This is a genomic window from Domibacillus epiphyticus, from assembly GCF_001975785.1.
Lineage (GTDB): Bacteria > Bacillota > Bacilli > Bacillales > Domibacillaceae > Domibacillus > Domibacillus epiphyticus.
Genome location: NZ_MSFI01000019.1, coordinates 95,012 through 113,026 on the forward strand (window position 1 = coordinate 95,012; position 18,015 = coordinate 113,026).

The 18,015-nt window shown below is 42.6% G+C and carries 13 protein-coding genes; 11 read left to right on the forward strand and 2 right to left on the reverse strand.

Going from position 1 to position 18,015, the window contains the following annotated elements; genetic code table 11:
* The first annotated feature begins 10 nt into the window (after positions 1-10).
* Entirely contained in the window at positions 11-1,423 is a 1,413-nt protein-coding gene (gene gndA, locus BTO28_RS11255; RefSeq protein ID WP_076766285.1) for an NADP-dependent phosphogluconate dehydrogenase, read from the forward strand.
* Between the two features lie 239 nt (positions 1,424-1,662).
* Positions 1,663-2,592: a nuclease-related domain-containing protein gene (locus BTO28_RS11265; protein ID WP_076766289.1), complete on the forward strand. Its 930-nt coding sequence runs from the start codon at positions 1,663-1,665 to the stop codon at positions 2,590-2,592.
* A 181-nt stretch (positions 2,593-2,773) separates the two neighbouring features.
* Here the strand turns inward: BTO28_RS11265 and BTO28_RS11270 are convergent, their stop codons facing one another.
* Together BTO28_RS11270 and csaB are read right to left on the reverse strand one after the other, a co-directional pair.
* On the reverse strand, positions 2,774-3,940 hold the full coding sequence (locus tag BTO28_RS11270) for a glycosyltransferase family 4 protein (RefSeq protein ID WP_076766291.1): 1,167 nt from the start codon (positions 3,938-3,940) through the stop codon (positions 2,774-2,776).
* Positions 3,941-3,952: 12 nt separating this feature from the next.
* On the reverse strand, positions 3,953-5,059 hold the full coding sequence (csaB, locus tag BTO28_RS11275) for a polysaccharide pyruvyl transferase CsaB (protein WP_076766293.1): 1,107 nt from the start codon (positions 5,057-5,059) through the stop codon (positions 3,953-3,955).
* Positions 5,060-5,183: 124 nt separating this feature from the next.
* Between csaB and BTO28_RS11280 the strand changes: the two genes are divergently transcribed.
* From BTO28_RS11280 to BTO28_RS11335, 9 genes are all read left to right on the forward strand, one after another.
* Positions 5,184-6,452: a nucleotide sugar dehydrogenase gene (locus BTO28_RS11280; RefSeq protein ID WP_076766295.1), complete on the forward strand. Its 1,269-nt coding sequence runs from the start codon at positions 5,184-5,186 to the stop codon at positions 6,450-6,452.
* 23 nt (positions 6,453-6,475) lie between these two features.
* On the forward strand, positions 6,476-7,204 hold the full coding sequence (locus BTO28_RS11285) for a WecB/TagA/CpsF family glycosyltransferase (protein WP_076766297.1): 729 nt from the start codon (positions 6,476-6,478) through the stop codon (positions 7,202-7,204).
* Positions 7,201-8,271 (forward strand): glycosyltransferase family 4 protein, encoded by a 1,071-nt coding sequence (locus BTO28_RS11290; RefSeq protein ID WP_076766299.1) that lies wholly within the window; start codon positions 7,201-7,203, stop codon positions 8,269-8,271. The genes BTO28_RS11285 and BTO28_RS11290 overlap by 4 nt, the downstream gene beginning before the upstream one ends.
* Before the next feature lie 636 nt (positions 8,272-8,907).
* Positions 8,908-11,451, forward strand: coding sequence for an S-layer homology domain-containing protein (locus BTO28_RS11310; protein WP_083711508.1), 2,544 nt, complete (start codon positions 8,908-8,910; stop codon positions 11,449-11,451).
* A 321-nt stretch (positions 11,452-11,772) separates the two neighbouring features.
* A complete protein-coding gene (locus BTO28_RS11315; protein ID WP_076766301.1) occupies positions 11,773-12,267 on the forward strand; it encodes a tetratricopeptide repeat protein in 495 nt (164 codons plus the stop codon).
* 16 nt (positions 12,268-12,283) lie between these two features.
* Positions 12,284-13,852: an O-antigen ligase family protein gene (locus BTO28_RS11320; RefSeq protein WP_076766303.1), complete on the forward strand. Its 1,569-nt coding sequence runs from the start codon at positions 12,284-12,286 to the stop codon at positions 13,850-13,852.
* Positions 13,836-14,789, forward strand: coding sequence for a Wzz/FepE/Etk N-terminal domain-containing protein (locus BTO28_RS11325; RefSeq protein ID WP_076766305.1), 954 nt, complete (start codon positions 13,836-13,838; stop codon positions 14,787-14,789). The genes BTO28_RS11320 and BTO28_RS11325 overlap by 17 nt, the downstream gene beginning before the upstream one ends.
* A 343-nt stretch (positions 14,790-15,132) precedes the next feature.
* Positions 15,133-16,965 (forward strand): polysaccharide biosynthesis protein, encoded by a 1,833-nt coding sequence (locus BTO28_RS11330; RefSeq protein WP_076766307.1) that lies wholly within the window; start codon positions 15,133-15,135, stop codon positions 16,963-16,965.
* 19 nt (positions 16,966-16,984) lie between these two features.
* A complete protein-coding gene (locus BTO28_RS11335) occupies positions 16,985-18,013 on the forward strand; it encodes a Gfo/Idh/MocA family protein (RefSeq protein WP_076766309.1) in 1,029 nt (342 codons plus the stop codon).
* Positions 18,014-18,015 lie beyond the last annotated feature (2 nt).

Below are 18,015 nucleotides of genomic sequence, written 5' to 3' on the forward strand. Positions count from 1 at the left end.
GAACATCTATATGTCAACTCAACAAATTGGCGTTGTCGGTCTTGCCGTAATGGGCAAAAACCTTGCGCTTAACATCGAAAGCAGAGGCTATTCCGTTTCTGTATACAACCGTTCGGCCGATAAAACGACTTCATTTTTGCAGGAAGAAGCAAAAGGGAAAAATTTCAAAGGCACGTACAGTGTAGAAGAATTCGTAAACTCACTTGAAAAACCGCGCAAAATTTTGCTAATGGTCAAAGCGGGTGCTGCGACAGATGCAACAATCGATGCATTAAAGCCACATCTTGATAAAGGCGACATTTTAATCGACGGAGGAAACACATTCTTCGAGGATACGGTTCGCCGCAATAAGGAACTTGCCGGTCTTGGCCTTCATTTCGTCGGTACGGGTGTATCCGGCGGGGAAGAAGGGGCATTGAAAGGGCCTTCCATTATGCCAGGCGGCCAGCGCGAAGCATTTGAACTAGTCCGCCCGATTTTTGAAGCGATCGCTGCTAAAGTGGACGGTGAAGCATGCACAACGTACATCGGTCCAGATGGTGCCGGCCATTACGTAAAAATGGTGCACAACGGCATCGAGTACGGCGACATGCAGTTAATTTCAGAAGCATACTTCATCATGAAGCATATGCTCGGATTGTCTACTGACGAGCTTCATGAAGTATTTGCAGAATGGAATAAAGGCGAACTCGACAGCTACTTAATCGAAATTACGGCCGATATTTTCAAAAAGCAAGATGATGAAACAGGCAAGCCTTTGGTCGACGTGATCTTGGATGCTGCCGGCCAAAAAGGAACAGGCAAATGGACGAGCCAAAATGCGCTTGACCTTGGTGTGCCGCTTTCCATCATTACGGAATCTGTATTTGCCCGCTTCATTTCCGCATTGAAAGACGAGCGTGTACAAGCAAGCAAGCAATTGACAGGTCCTGAAGTGAAGCCGTTTGAAGGCGACAAAAAAGAAATGATTGAAGCGGTCCGCCAGGCGCTTTACATGAGCAAAATCTGTTCATACGCACAAGGATTCGCACAAATGAAAGCTGCATCTGAAGAATACGGATGGGATCTCCGCTACGGCGACATCGCGATGATTTTCCGCGGCGGCTGCATTATCCGTGCGCAGTTCCTTCAAAAAATTAAAGAGGCATTCGACCGCGATCCGAAATTGGCGAACCTGCTTCTTGACGAGTATTTCCAAGGCATCGTGCAAAACTATCAATCGGCTCTCCGCCGTGTTGTAACAATGGCTGTAGAACGTGGTATTCCGGTGCCATCATTCTCAAGCGCGATTGTATACTTCGACAGCTACCGAACAGAAACACTGCCTGCGAACTTGATTCAAGCACAGCGCGACTACTTCGGTGCACATACGTACAAACGCATTGATAAAGAAGGTACATTCCATACTGAATGGATGAAATAATTCGCTAAAACCCCCCGCCGCATGCGGGGGGTTTTGTTTAGGTTATGGCCGGATTCGATGTCCTGTAGGCCGGATTTTTGAGGTGAAGGCCGGAAAAATGTGACTCAGGGCCGGAAAAAATTTTTTTCGGCCAATTAGCTGTGGAATCCGGCCCAAAATGAAATATTCCGGCCGGTTTATTTCATTTTCAAGGAATTTTTTGTATAATTCAGTTGATCCTGAAGAAAGGAGAAAATGAATTGAAAAAATCCATTTTATTCGCCAAATTGGAGTCATTGGACCGCCGCTTGAAAAAGCCTTCCAGAGAAGTGAAAGAGGAAATAGCCCGCTGTGCAGCTGGATTTGAGGGAGAAAGGAAGCTTTTATATTATTTATCAGAAATCAATGGCCCGGTCCGTATTCTCCATGATATCCGCCTTCCGTTTCCAAATGGCTTCGCCCACTTTCAGATCGATACGATAGTCATTACCCGTTCCCTGCTAATCGTTATTGATGCGAAACATTTTACCGGCCATCTCATTTTTGACCGAAATACGAGACAGCTGATCCGCGGACAGAAAATGTTTGAAGATCCAATTACGCAAGTGCATCGGCACAAAAGAGGGCTTGAACATTGGCTGGATAAGCCGGTTCCCATCATTCCTCTTGTCGCCCTTACCCATTCAAATGTCCGCATGGAAATGATTCCTCCAGATTCCCCTGACCAATCCATCATTATGTATGTTCAAGAAATTCCTGCAAAAGTGGACGAGCTCCATCATCAAAAAACGCCAATCCTAACCGAAAAAGAAGTCCATTTGCTAGCTAATAAATTCCAATCTTATCACAGACCATATGATCCCGATGTGACAACCTTATTTCAAATTCGTCCAGATCAGCTTAAGCATGGTATTCAATGTCCTCAATGCAAAATGTGGTCCGTTAAACGAGTGAAAAGAAAATGGATTTGCTCCGAATGCAGGGCTGTGTTAAAAGATCCCCACTTGCCTGCATTAAAAGACTACGTCCGATTGTTTGGCGTACGAGCGGTCAATCGGCAAATAAGAGAATTCACCGGAATCGAATCGGCATCCACTGTGAAAAAATTGCTCAGAAAGTGGGCGGTGGATAAAGCAGGAGAGACAAAAGGGAGAGTATACATTCTTCCGGAAGAGTGGAAATGGGAATGAGCCGGAAAATAAAAAAGTGGGCCGAAAACGCAGTCTTGCCGGCCGGATTTTAAAAAAATAGGCCGGAAAAATGTTCACCAGGGCCGGAAAAAGTTTTTTCCGGCCATCACACGGCAGAAACCGGCCCAAACGGAAATAATCCGGCCCAACGCTAAATATTCCGGCCAAAAAAAAAGCTCCCTTAAAGGGAAGCTTTATAAATAGACTCATACTTTTCAGCTGCTGCTAAATGGGAGTACTCGTCTTCAATTTTCTTCCGGGCAGCGGCTGCAAACTGAGCGCCTTTTTCTGGATTGTCCAATAAATCGATCATTGCTTCAGATAATTGCTCGACATTTTTCTCTTCCACGAGCAATCCATCAACACCGTGTTCCACGATTTCTTTTAATCCACCAACCGCGCAGGCGATTAATGGAGAGCCTGATCCCATTGCTTCTAAAGCGGAAATCGAAGTTGCTTCTTCTACGCCTTCAGAATATACACTAGGCACTAACACAACATCCGCCAGAGCATAATATTCTTTAATGACGTTATGCGGAATCGCGCCCAACAACTCTACATTTTCCGCAATGCCGCGTTCTGCTATCAATTTTTTCATTTCATCCATCGCTTCGCCAGTTCCAGCATAAATCAATTTGGCGTTCGGATATTTTTCAAGAACCGCCGGCAGGGACAAAATCGGGTAAATGACGCCGTTTTTCTTTGTCAAACGGCGGGGTACAAAGAAGACGGGTGCATCAGCTGGAACACCGTGCTTTTCACGATATGCCGCTTTATTTTCTGCATCTGGTTTAAAATCATCTACATTAATAAAATTACGAATCGCTGTGCCATCAATGCCGGCTTCTTTTTTCACGTAGTTTTTAATGCGCGTATCAACCGTAATAATCGCACGTGTTTTCCGGTATGCTTCAATTTCCTGCTGCAGCAGGAATTGCTCTTCCGCACTGCCTTTTAAAATATTCCCGGCTGACAATGCTTCATACGTCAAGTAGCCGTGAACCGTAGACACGACAGGCAGCCCCGCATCAAGCGCTGCAAATGTCGCATACACTTCCTGCGCGTTTACAATATCGTAATTCTTTTCTTTTTGCGCTTCCATCAGCTTCTGAAGCATTTTTTTCCGCTGCTTCAAGCCGAACACAAATCCTTTTCCTTTTGACACTTTATTCATTAAAAAGCCCGGTCCGCGCACCGCCGCTTTTTGTTGGAATTCGGGAATGTCGGTAAACGACAAAATATCCACTTCATGTCCGCGCGCTTCAAGTCCGGCTTTCAGTGTCGCCACGTGCACAGACAGACCGCCCGTATGCGGATAATGGTACACCGTTGCAAGCAAAATTTTCATTCCGACAACCTCCTACATGAAATGCTTTTTCAGCAATTCAATATTTTCAAGCGCGTCTTTACGCATAACCGCCGCGTTTTCAGCAACTTTCTCACTTAACGCATCCCGGTTCATCAACACATCCCGCGTATGTTGAACCAGCTTGTCCCGGTCGAGCTCTTCCAGACGGAACGAATACTCCCACATCCCGCTCCGCTTCAACAAACTTTCGACCTTTTTATCGTAGCTGATCCCGATATGCGGCACTCCTGTCAGCGCAGAGAAAATTAACGAGTGCAAACGAAGACCGACTGTCACGTCACACGCTCCGATAAAATTCAAATACTGATTCGGCGTAAAATCGCCTGCCAGCAAATGACAAGCTTCCGCATTTTCCATCTTCGCGAGAACACGTTTTGACGCGTCCACGTCGTGATGGCCTTCCATTGGAACAAATACAGGCGTGACGTCATCTTTCTCAATCAGCTCATCAAGAGCGGATGCCAGTTTATCTTCATAATCATTGTGCTCAAACCAAGGGCGGACGGACACAGCAAGAAGCTTTTCTCCGCCGGTCAAATTTAAACTTTGCATACACGCATCATCATGTTTTTTCTGAAAAGCAAACACGATATCAGCCGTCACAACCGTTTCAGGGCGAGTCACCTTGAGATTTTCCAAATAGTCCTTCGAATATTGGTCACGAACGGTAATGAAATCCGCCTTGTTCGCGAAACGTCTCATTAAAAATTTGCCCCATGTAGAGGTGACCGGACCAATGCCTTGCGAGAAGAACATGACGCGGGCGCCGCACACTTTGGCGAGCATGGAGATAATTAAATAGTAGGGAAGCGGACCGAATAAAAATTTTGTCGGATATGTATCCTGAAGCAGACCGCCGCCGCCGGAGATTAACACATCCGCATTCCGGAGCGCTTTAATTTTTTCTTTGTTTTCACGCCGCCATGCGCGGTACACTGTTTTCACATTGTGTTCGCGAGCCGTCTGTTCAGGCGACAGGGAAAACACAGTTATATCAATATTTGGAACTTCTGACCGTAAATTATCGACAATCGACTCAAGGATGGCTTCATCCCCGGTATTGCCAAGTCCATAAAAACCTGAAATTACTACTTTCAAGCGGGTTATCCTCCTAGCTTGTATTTCAAAACTAACCCTCATTTTATCATCGAAACGTGGCGTATTCAAATCGAATTTGTTATACTATGGAAAGCTATCGAAAGAAAAGAGAGGGTCCTTAGAGATGCAAAAAATTTGTATTATTGGATTAGGATATATCGGACTGCCAACTGCGGCCGTTTTTGCACGCGCCGGCTATGATGTAGTCGGAGTGGATGTAAACAAAAAAGTAATCGAGCTGTTAAATAAAGGTGAAATCATAATAGAAGAAAACGGACTGCCGGAAGTCGTAAAAGAAGCGGTGGAATCCGGCAAATTGCGCGCCTCGCTGGAGCCGGAAGCAGCGGATGCATTTATCGTTGCGGTTCCGACACCGGTACACGCGGACCATACAGCAAACGTGGATTACGTCGTGAGCGCTGTTGAAAAAATTGTGCCGCACGTGAAAAAAGGCGATGTAGTCATTGTTGAATCGACCATCCCGCCGCGCACAATTGATGATGTCGTCGCACCGATTTTCAAAGAAGCAGGCTTCGATCCGGAAAAAGATATTCATCTTGCCCACTGCCCGGAACGCGTACTGCCAGGGCGAATTTTGATTGAGCTTGTCGAAAATGCCCGTATCGTCGGCGGATTGACCCCTGAAGCGGCTGAAAAAGCAGCGGATGTTTACCGCCGAGTTGTAACAGGAGATATTTTAGTGACGGAAGCGGTGACGGCCGAAATGTCGAAGCTGATGGAAAATACATTCCGCGACGTGAACATCGCGCTTGCAAACGAATTGTCGAAAATTTGCGGTGTACTTGGCGTCGACGCGCATAAAGTCATTGAACTGGCGAACCGCCATCCACGCGTGAACCTGCATCAGCCAGGACCTGGTGTTGGCGGACACTGCCTCGCGGTTGATCCTTATTTTATCGTAGAAAAAGCACCGGCAGAAGCGCAGATCATTAAAATGTCACGTGACATCAATAACTCGATGCCGGATTACGTCGTTGATCAAATCGTCCGCATGACAGGCGACATTGAAAGACCCACTGTGGCGCTGTTCGGTTTAACGTATAAAGGAAACATCGACGACGTCCGTGAAAGCCCGGCGATTGAAATCGTTGAAAAAATGATCGAGAACCCGCGCTTTAATGTGCGCGTTCATGACCCGCACGTCCGTGACGAACAAGTGTCTTTCCCGCTGTCTTCTTTTGAAGAAGCGGTCGCAGACGCACATTTAATTGTCATACTTGCGGACCATAACGAATTTAAACAGCTCGATCAACATACACTCGTGTCGAAAATGGCGCGTCCAGTCGTATTTGATACGAAAAACTGCACAGGACTGCAAAACACAAACGGCCTGACTGTGCACAAAATCGGCGACCTCCGCGGATTATCTTAAAGAGAACAAAGGTGAGAGCAACGGTGAAAAAAGAACAATATTTAGGTGTGTCGGTATCGCCGCTCACGTATGATCAAATCATCAATGACATGAAAACGCGCATCCAGGCAGGGGAGCAGTCTACGGTCATTGCCGTGAACCCGGAAAAAGTGATGACGGCACAGCGCGATCCGCTTGTAAAAGAGTTAATTAACAACTCAACCTACCAGATTGCGGACGGTGTCGGCATGATTATCGCCTCCAAGCTAAAAAAAGGCGAGCTGACGGAACGTGTAACCGGCGTTGATATGATGGGGCGCATTTTGGAGATGGCAGCAGCCGAAAACCTCGGCGTATTCTTCTATGGTGCGAAAGAAGAAACGGTGAAAAAAGCAAAAGAAAACTTAGAAGCCAAAATCACAGGACTTCACGTAGCCGGATACGAAAATGGCTACGTAAAGGATCAGGACGTACTGCTCGACAAAATTCGCCAGTCCGGCGCGAAAATCATTTTTGTTGCGCTCGGCAGCCCCCGCCAGGAGCTGTGGATCCGTGAAAACATGCCGAAACTGCCTGACGTGAAAGTATTCCAGGGAGTCGGAGGCAGCTTTGATGTCTATTCCGGAAACGTACAGCGTGCCCCGGAAATGTATCGGAAAGCAGGACTGGAATGGCTGTATAGGCTCATGAAAGAACCGAAGCGCATTAAACGCCAGATGGCTTTGCCGAAATTTCTCGTTGCCGTCATGACATCACGGGGGGACCGTAAATGAAGGTGCTTCACGTTATCAGCGGCGGAGAAACAGGCGGCTCGCGCAAGCACGTCATCACGCTGCTTGAACAATTTGAGCCATCAGAAGTAACGCTCGCTGTGTTCCAGGAAGGCGCCCTCGCCGAAGAGGCGCGCGCAGCCGGCATCCGCACCGAGCTGTTCGCCCAAACATCACGCTATGATCTGTCCGTCTTGAAGAGACTTGCTGCTTTCATTCAAGCGGAACAGTTTGATATTTTGCATACACATGGCCCCCGCGCCAACCTGTTCGGTATATATATGAAGAAAAAAACCGGCATCCGCTGGGTGACGACCGTTCATAGCGACCCGGCGCTCGATTTCGTAAAAGGCGGGGTAAAAGGAACGATTTTCACGAAATTGAGCTTGTACGCGATCCGGCAAATGGATCATTATTTCGCTGTATCCGACCGCTTTAAGCAAAATTTAGTATCACTTGGCATACGCCCAGAGAAGGTGCAGACGGTGTACAACGGCGTCCACTTCACGGAAGAACCGGCTGCGGCCGTTCCGCTCCCGGTTCCCGAACAAGCCTTTGTCATTGCCATGGTGGCCCGGCTTCATCCGATTAAAGGACATGAAATCGTATTTGAAGCGCTCCGTCAAAGTGAAGTCAAACCTCATGTGCTATTAATCGGAGACGGTCCAATTGAAGATGAACTCCGTGAAAAAGCGAAGGACTTAAGTGAGTACGTTCACTTTTTAGGCTTCCGGAAAGATGTTGCCGGCATTTACGCCGCATCCGATGTTGCACTCCTCGCCTCATACAGCGAAAGCTTTCCGCTCGCGCTGCTTGAAGCAGCAAACGAACGCATCCCGCTCATCTCAACCGATGTCGGCGGGGTAGGGGAGCTTATCACGCCGGAAGAGACGGGCTGGATCATCCCGGCCGGCGATGCATCTGCGCTTGCCGCTGCAATTAAGGAAGCGATGCAGGCCGATGTAAAAGGAATGGGGGAAAAACTGTACGAACACGCATCTAGCAACTTTTCATTAGACCAGCTTCACCAGACAACGAAAGAAGTGTACAAAAAAATCGCGTCCCGATAACCGGGACGCGATTTTTTGTTATTATTTGGCTGAAATTAATCGAAGTGCGGTTGCTCTGTTTAGTTTTTACCACTTGATACAAAAAGTGTTAATCATTTACGAATAGATTGATGCTCACTGAATAAACTGGTTAAAGTCTAAGCGAAGTAGCGTATATAAAAAAATTTCACAAAAGCACTAAACATTGTAACAAAGACACCGATATATTAATAGATTCAAAATATCATTGCTGTCATAAGGAACAGAAAGTAATCTTAAAAATTTTGTTTATAAACAAATATGACAAATTTTATTAGGAAAAACCTTTAATTATAGCTAGCATATGGTATATAATGAATTAGCTATGGAACAAAGGCTTCATTTGCTCAACGTAATTTAAATATATTATCATTTTTATTACAAACATTACGTTTTTAATAATTTGTGGAAATATATAAATAATGGTTGAAAAAAAGCCCTTGTTTGATAGAATATTACTTGAGTCATTCTGTAAAATTCTCACTGTCTTACATAATGCTTCATTCGTGGGAAAAAACAGGCCGAGACTCGAACATTATATTGTAAGGAACGGGCAGCTCCGCTGACCGATTTCATAAATATTTTCAAGACACTTTACAAAACGGGAGGAACTACTACATGGCTTACCAACCAAAGTCTTATCGTAAATTCGTTGCTACAGCAGCAACAGCTACACTTGTAGCATCTGCAGTTACACCTGCATTGGCAGCACCTACTAAAGGAGCAGCAACATTCTCGGATGTACCGCCACAATACAAAACAGCTGTTGACTACCTTGTAAACGAAGGTATTGCAAAAGGTAAAACAGAAACAACATTCGGCACTTATGAGACAATTACTCGTGTTGATGCAGCGGTTATGATCGCTCAAGCATTGAATATCGAAATTGCAGGTGCTCCTGATTCAGGTTTCACTGACGTTCCAGAACGTGCAAAATTATACGTTGATGCGCTTAAAGCAGCAGGCATCCTAAACGGTAAAACAGAAACATCTTTTGGTGCTTACCAAAACATTACTCGTGGTGAAATGGCAATCATCGTTCAGCGCGCATACAAACTTACTGGTGATGTGAATAACCTTAAATTCACTGACGTGTCTAGTCGTTACGCATCAGCTGTTGCTGCACTTGTAGACAACAAAATCACATCTGGTAAGACACCTTCATCTTTTGGTACAAATGAAGCGATCACTCGCGGTGATTTCTCGATCTTCTTACACCGTGTTGAAACAAACACTCCTGCAACTCCAGCAGTTGTAAAAGTTAGTGGAATTAGCGCTACACAAGTTGAAGTTAAATTCAACGTAGCAGTTAACCCAGCTTCATTGTTTACTAATGAAAAAGATGGTGCATTCAAAGCAAACACTGTATCTCTTTCTTCAATAGATGGGCAGCCAGCAGGAACATTGACTGGTAAACTTAGCGCGGACGGCAAAACTTTAACAGTAACTTCACAAAACGTACTTTCAAAACGTTATGATGTTGTTGTTGACGGCGTAAAAACTACAGATGCTAAAGATGTTGCTAAATATGAAGAAATGATTACTATTGCTGCTGATAAAACTGCTCCAACAATCTTGGGTACGGAAAGAATCTCTGCAGCTCAAGTGAAAGTTAAGTTCTCTGAACCGATGAAAGCTTTCTCTTCAGTTACGTTTAAATATGCTGATGGTACTACTGTAAGTGGAGTTACTGGCGGCATTGCTAACTCTGGTGATAGTGAAGCAGTGTTTACAATGGACCCGGCTTCAGTAACTGCTAATAAAGAAATCGTTGCAACATTTATTGGAGCTCAAGATCAAGCTGGAAACTTATTAACACCAAATCCAGCAAATGTATCTTTCGTTAGAGGTGCTGCTGATGGAGTTGCTCCTACAGTATCATCTATCACTCAAGTAGGCGCTACTAAATTTGCTGTTAAGTTTTCTGAGCAAATTCTAGCTAAACCTGTTGTGAAAGTAAATGGTACAACAGTTGATGCTGCTAGTGTTGTACAAGATACAAATGACACAACACAATACATTGTTACTGCGCCAGCAGTTCTTGATGGTGCAACAACTGTAGCAATTGAATCTTTCACTGATTTAAGTGGTGAAGCTGGAACAAATACTAGCCGCGTTGTTAAATTTGTTAAAGATACTGCGGCACCAAAAATTGTTGGAAGTCAAGTAGTAGTTGACGATACAAATAGAAAAGAATATCTTGAAGTAACTTTTGATAAAGACGTTGTTCTTGGATCAACTCCAACTCCAACTGTTGACGGTGTGGGTTCATATGTAAAAGATTTCGTAACGACTGCTATTGGAACTGCTGATCTAAATGCAACACCTGTTACCTTCAAATCAGCTACTAACAAAAAGGTAATTCGTGTCGAATTAGATACATTCCTAGGAACTACGTTTGATGTGAAAGACGCTGCTTACACATTAGACTTGGCATTTGACAACGTAAAAAGTGAAGCTGGTGTAGCTGTTGAAGGCACTAAAGCAACATTTACACGTGGTGAAGATGGAACTCCTGCCAGCACTGCAGTAGTAGCTGTTTCAAATGTTGCTCAAGGTACTGACAACAATAAAGTTGCTGTTACTTTTGACCAAGAGGTAGATGGAGCTTCTGCTACTAACGTTGCTAACTACAAAGTCGATGGAGCAGTTGTTGAATCAGTATCATTACTACCAGCAACTACTACAACAGGTTCAACTACTCAAGTTGCAATTCTTAACTTGAAAGCTAATTCAAACACTTTTACTGGTACTCGCAACATCGAAATCACTAACGTAAAAGCTAAGGGTTCTACTAAAGTGATGGCACCATACACAAGTACTGTATCACTTGCTGAGAATGTTGTTCCTACTATAACTGCAGCTAAATTAACAGCTACAAATAAAGTTACTCTTACTTTCTCAGAAGATGTAACAAATGCTGATGCTAATGCTAATGACTTTGAACTTCTTATCGGTGGTGTGAAAGTTGAAGCAAATGATTCAACTGTAGTTGCTACACAACTAACTGGAGCTAACACACTCGTTGTAACATTGGAAGCTAATGTAACTGCTGCAGACCTTGAGAAAGGTTTGTCACTTAAAGCTCTTGATACAATCGACGTTAAAGATGCTGCTTCTAATACAGTAAGTAAAGGTATTACTGTAACGGTTCAACAATAATTATATAGATTTTAATCTTTAGATTTTTTAAAAAGACAGAGAGTATATTGCTCTCTGTCTTTTCTTTTTTCTTTCATTTATTTTTATCAACGTAATATGGGTTTGACTACTTTTTAAGTATTTAATTATAGGTGTAAGAGAAGTTGAAAGGATGAACTTCCTGGTCTTTTTCTACCACAGTTATTGTTGTAAATTTTACTGCTTTTTTATATAAATTTTATTATTTATTCTATTAATTAAAACATCTCATGACTTTTACTATTCCTACAATTATAATGTAAATAAGTATTTTAAAAATGGTCAGGAAGGTAGATTACATCTATGAAATTAACGGATACTGCTATGCGCTACATTGTGGCTGTTCTAATTTTAACTGTAGTTATTGGCTTCATTTATGTAAATATTGCAGGAAAGAAAGAAGAAGAAAAATACGTGCAAGAATTTAATACATATCAAAATGCAATATCGTTGATGCAGCAAGGGGATTTTAAACAAGCAGTTCCGCTACTGAAACAAGTAGAGGCTGAACAACAAGACTCGGTACCTATTAAGCAATATCTGGGAATGGCTCTCGTAAATACTGGAGAAGTAGAAGAGGCGGTTACGAAATATCAAGAAGTAGTCGATCTAAATCCATATAAAATAGAAGATGCAGAATTTATGCTGCAGTTTGGAGAAGTACTTTCTATTACGGGTAAACACAAAGAAGCAAAAATCGTATTGGAGCAATGCCAGAAGCTTGCTGCACCTTCTGGGATTCCTGACTATCAAGAAAAAGTAAATTTACTTCTTGCTGAAGTATCGAAAAGTTCATAAGGAGAGATATCGTTAAATGAAGGATTCATTTTATCAAAAAGAACAAATATACCGTGATCCAGAAGAAGATCTTGCCGCAAGAAAAAGAATTGATAATCGAATTTTTTATCTCCTCCTGGCAGCTATAGCTTTCGTACCGCTGATTGTAGGCGGCCATGTGTCGGAAGTGGTCAGTCCACTGATTGCCGCTCAAGATTTGTTTTCGACTGGGATGAAGGGGGAACTTTTCACTTTTTATAAGTTTGTAATGTTAATGATTTTAACAGTGTCTGCTGTTGTTTTATTTTTATACAAACTTTTCTTTTTAAATTATAGTTTGCCAAAACGCCCGATCTTATGGTTCTTTTTGATTTTTGTTATGGCGATTATATTATCGACAATTTTCGCGCCATATAAAACAATTGCCATGCTAGGTCAGTATAATCGTACTGATGGGGCCCTTTCGTATATGTGTTACATTACACTTATGTTTATTGCGATGAACATTGATTACCCGAAAAAAGCAGTACAGTATATTTTATATGCTTTTTATCCTTTTGTCATAATCAACCTTGTGTTAATAACCATGAGTTTCACAGGAAACGATGCATTGACATATGGCCCAGTTGAGAAAATAATGACTATCTTTTTACCAGAAGGTGCATCACTTAGTGAAGGGTCTGTTTTACTTGGAACGTTAAACCAATGGAACTATATGAGTGGAATGTTTGCGGTCATGACGGTTCTTTTTCTAGCTGCGGCTATTGTAGAATCAAGTAAGAGTATAAAAGCAGCTCATTTTATTGCTGCACTGTTATCGACGGCTATTATGCTTATGTCAATTTCAACAAGTGGATTTTTGACCGTTCTTTTGATTACACCGTTACTAGTCACGCTGGCATGGAAATCAAAAAATAAAAAAATGGCTCTTATCATGCTGGCCGCCTTTTATCTTTTGTCTGCACCGATTTTGCATATGATTGCTTCAAAAAACGAAAGAGTTTGGACTGAGTCAATCGGCTTTTTTATTTCGACAAATCCATACATTAACCTGCAACCGGTTGCTAATAATGAAACAAGCCCAAATTTGAATATATTCGACAATCGTGTATATGCAGAAGATAAGGCGTTTTCATTGCCTGAACTACCAGAATCAGGAGTTTCATCAGGCTCAGGTCGTTCATATATTTGGGGGAAAACCCTTGAAATAGTAAAAGACCGGCCGATTTTAGGGTATGGTCTTGATACGTTACTGTATCATTTTCCGCATAATAATATTGATTCGAGAGCAGGTTTAGGAAGCGAAACTGTTATTGTGGATAAGCCGCATAGCATGTATATGGGAGTTTTATTTGGAATGGGAATTATCGGTATCATTGGCCTGCTAGGAATTGCTGCGATCACTGTATGGAAATCATTACAATCGGTTCTTCATTTTAACCGAACACGGAGCTTGACAGTGGCACTTGGCATCGCTTGGATTGCCTTTTTAATTCAAGCAATGTTTAACGACACGTTGCCAGGTACTGCGGCGCCGCTGTTTACGATTGCTGGCGTAATGTTGTCATTACTTTATAAGGAGAACGTGAATGGAAGAGACAATTGAGTTGCGAGAATTAATAACAATTGTGTTAAAAGGAAAATGGTTAATTGCGGCCATCACGGCAACGGCTGTTTTTATAGCCGCAATCGCTAGCTTTCTAATTATCGATCCGGTTTATTCATCAACGGCTACAGTATCAGTCAACAATGGCCTTGTTCCAGGGAAAGCTCCAGCCGAAACGGATGCGTACTATAATGAGGTAATTACACCTTTAGCGTACACTGAACGAGTGAAATCTCCACAAGTTATTGAACAAGCGATTGGAAAAAGTGGATTGAAGCATTATACAGTCGATGGCGTTCAAAGCAATCTTACCGTAGAAAATACAGCGAATACGAACCTCGTTTCGTTAACCTTTAAAGGGAAAACAGCTGCTGAATCAAAAAAAATGCTCGATGCAATCTTAATTACGATGCAAGACTCGCTGTTAACGGAAATTCAAGGTCGTATAAATGAAGACATTGAACATTATGCTACTCAAGCGGAAGCAGAAAAGCAGAACCTTGAAACACTTCTGAAACAGTATCGTCAGCAGGCAGAAACTCTTAATCTGCCAAATTCTCTCTTACTGGATGCTGTTATTTCCTATAATAATCAATACATGATTAATTTGGATCAGGAAAGTTTAAGAGGAATGAGTGATATTTCGGAAGAAAGTTTGATTTCTCTGAATGAATTGAGCAACGAAGTGAAAACAACAGCAGGTGTGTACCGCAATTATACGAATTTGGAACGCCAGCTGAGCGCATTTTCAGAAATCTTTCGTGTAGACAATAAAGTATTAACGATTTCGGCACCGATTGAAAATGATTATTCGATTTCTCCAAAGCCAATTCTTAACATGGCAATTGCATTGGTAGTAGGATTGATGCTTGGCATAGGTCTTGTGTTCTTACGCCACTACTGGAAAAATTCAAAACCATTATCATCAACATCATAATAAAAGAAGTGAGTCAAAAATGGCTCGCTTTTTTTATTACAAAAAATTGTTAGATTATTTGTAAAACTGTTGTATTAGCGTTTATTTCTATAACATAAATGATATAATTGTAGAGAAATGTCGAAATGTCGAAAGATCGGTAAAGTCTCCTCATACTATGGAGGCATTCGGCTACACGGTGGATGATGTAGATCTTAGACGCCTGTCGTCAATCCTGCGGTGTGAGGGTGGGGTAGATGCTAGATGCTCCAGTATAAAAAAACATCAAAGCGTACTGTGCACAGCACGTTTTGATGTTTTTTTATACGGTTTATCTCTAAATTCAGAAAGAGGTGACAACGATATGACGTATCAACGAAGAATTTCTTTTTTAATCGGCCTTGATTCGGCAATCGTTTTATTTTCAATTTACATCGGTTATTTTATTTTGCACCCATATATGAACATATACGCGCCGAGCACATTGCTTCTTAGTTCAGTGGCTCTTTTAGCAAGCCACCACATCTTTGCGGCGATTTATAAGCTGTACCATAAAGCGTGGGAATACGCGAGTGTACGAGAATTGATTGCCATTGCTAAAGCAGTCACATTTTCAGTGGGAGCAACATCAATCGTCCAGCTGTTAACGTTTGATGATATTTATATGCGTGTATTGCTCATTACATGGATGCTTCATATTTTAATGATTGGCGGCTCGCGCTTTTCCTGGAGAATGTACAAAGAACGCTACTTATTAAAAAAACACAGTGGACTGAAGCGCACCTTAATTGTCGGTGCAGGACAAGGGGGATCAGTTGTTGCTAAACAGCTGCTGTCGAGGGAAACGGGTCTCGAACCAATTGTATTCGTTGATGATGATCCGAGAAAACTTCGCCTGCAAATTCATGGTTTAAATGTCGAAGGAAAAACAGCGGACATTCCAGCTCTAGTTGAAAAGCATGACATTGAAAATATCATTATCGCCATTCCATCTTTAAAACAGCATCAGATAAAACATATATATGAACAATGTGCCAAAACAGAATCAAAAGTGCAGATTATGCCACTTATTGAAGACATCATGACAGGGAAGCTGGCTGTCAGTCAGCTGAGGGACGTTGCTGTAGAAGATTTGCTAGGACGTGAACCAATTGATCTTGATCTTGATTCCATCTCTGAAACAATCACAGGACGTACTGTACTAGTTACAGGAGCAGGTGGATCGATTGGTTCCGAGATTTGCCGACAGATCAGTGCATTTCAGCCAAAAACAATAATTCTTGTTGGACATGGTGAAAACAGTATTTATCAGATTGATATGGAAATGCGAAACCGGCATCAAGGTTTAATTGAGATTATTCCCGTTATTGCAGACGTTCAAGACCGGGCAAGGATGTTTTCCATAATGGATAAACACCGCCCGGACGTTGTCTATCATGCTGCGGCCCATAAACATGTTCCATTAATGGAATACAACCCGAAAGAAGCAGTCAAAAATAATATTTTCGGTACAAAAAACACCGCTGAAGCTTCAGCAGCCTCTGGTGTAAAACGGTTTGTACTTGTATCGACTGATAAAGCGGTCAACCCAACCAATATTATGGGAGCCACAAAGCGCGTTGCTGAAATGGTCATCCAGCAGCTGGATCGTGAATCGAATACAACCTTCACAGCGGTACGATTCGGCAACGTACTTGGCTCACGCGGCTCGGTTATCCCGCTTTTCAAAAAGCAGATTGAAGCAGGCGGTCCAGTTACGGTAACTCACAAAGACATGACGCGATACTTTATGACGATTCCGGAAGCATCCCGGCTTGTAATCCAGTCCAGCACACTGGCAAGAGGCGGTGAGATCTTTGTCTTAGACATGGGCGAACCGGTTAAAATTGTAGATCTCGCTCGAAACTTGATTCATCTCTCCGGTTACACCGAAGATGAAATCGAAATCAAATTTTCCGGATTGCGCCCCGGTGAGAAAATGTATGAAGAGCTTTTAAACAAAAATGAAATACATCCAGAACAAATATTTCCAAAAATTCACATCGGAAAAGCGGGTGTCGTTGAGGGGGAAATTCTTTGGAAATTTGTGGATAGTCTTTTGGAAAAGGAAATACCGGTAATGAAAGGGCAATTGATTGAAATCGCCAATACAAAAGAAAATCTAAAAGCAGTTATGAAGCAGTCGATCAGTTCTTAAAGAAAGAAGGAAAATAAAAATGAATTTTGCCATCGTAGGCTGTGGGTTTATAGCGAAGAAGCATGCAACAGCGATTGAAAATATTGAAGGTGCAAAACTTGCCGCTGTGTGCGATAAAATAGAAGCAGCTATGGCACCATATGTAGATGAATATGGTGCCATAGCTTACACAGAACTTACAGACTTGTTACAAGATGATTCAATTGATATTGTCTGCATTTGCACACCGAGCGGACTGCATGCAGCTATTGCTGAACAGGTAGCAGCGGCCAACAAACATATTGTACTGGAAAAACCAATTGCGATGACAATAGAAGAAACAAACCGAATTATTACAGCGGCAGAAACGAATAGCGTGAAGCTGGCTGTTGTTCATCCCAACCGTTTCCGTCCGGTCGTTCAAGAGCTTCGTAATATACTGGATAGTGGGGCACTCGGGAAAATTAGTCACGCAAACTGCATTGTTAACTGGAACCGCGGTCAGGAATATTACGATCAGGCACCGTGGCGTGGTACGAAACAGCACGATGGCGGTGTGTTAATGAATCAAGCGATCCATAACCTTGATCTTCTCCTTTTGTTTATGGGAGACGCGCAAGAAGTGTTCAGTATGGAAGCAACCAGATTACGAGACATCGAAGCAGAAGATGTGTCTACTGGCGTCATACGCTTTGAATCAGGTGCACTTGCAAACGTTCAGGCATCCACGACTGTTTACCCGAAAAACTATGAAGAATCGATTACGATTTTTGGTGAAAAAGGAACGGTAAAAATCGGTGGCTCAAATGCACTTTTCTTCGAGCATTTGCAGATAGAAGGAATGAGCGAAGAAGAAACCGTTATATTAAAAGAAAAAGTAATAGCAGATCCTTGGGGAACACCGGGGCATCAACAAATCATTCGAGACATGATCGAAGCGATTAAGCTAAATAGAAAACCGGCTGTAACAGGATACGATGGAAAAAAATCTCTCGAGCTAGTTCTCGCATTCTATGAATCTGCAGAACAAAATAAATCGATTCGTTTAGATAAAGGAGCAACAGTATGACA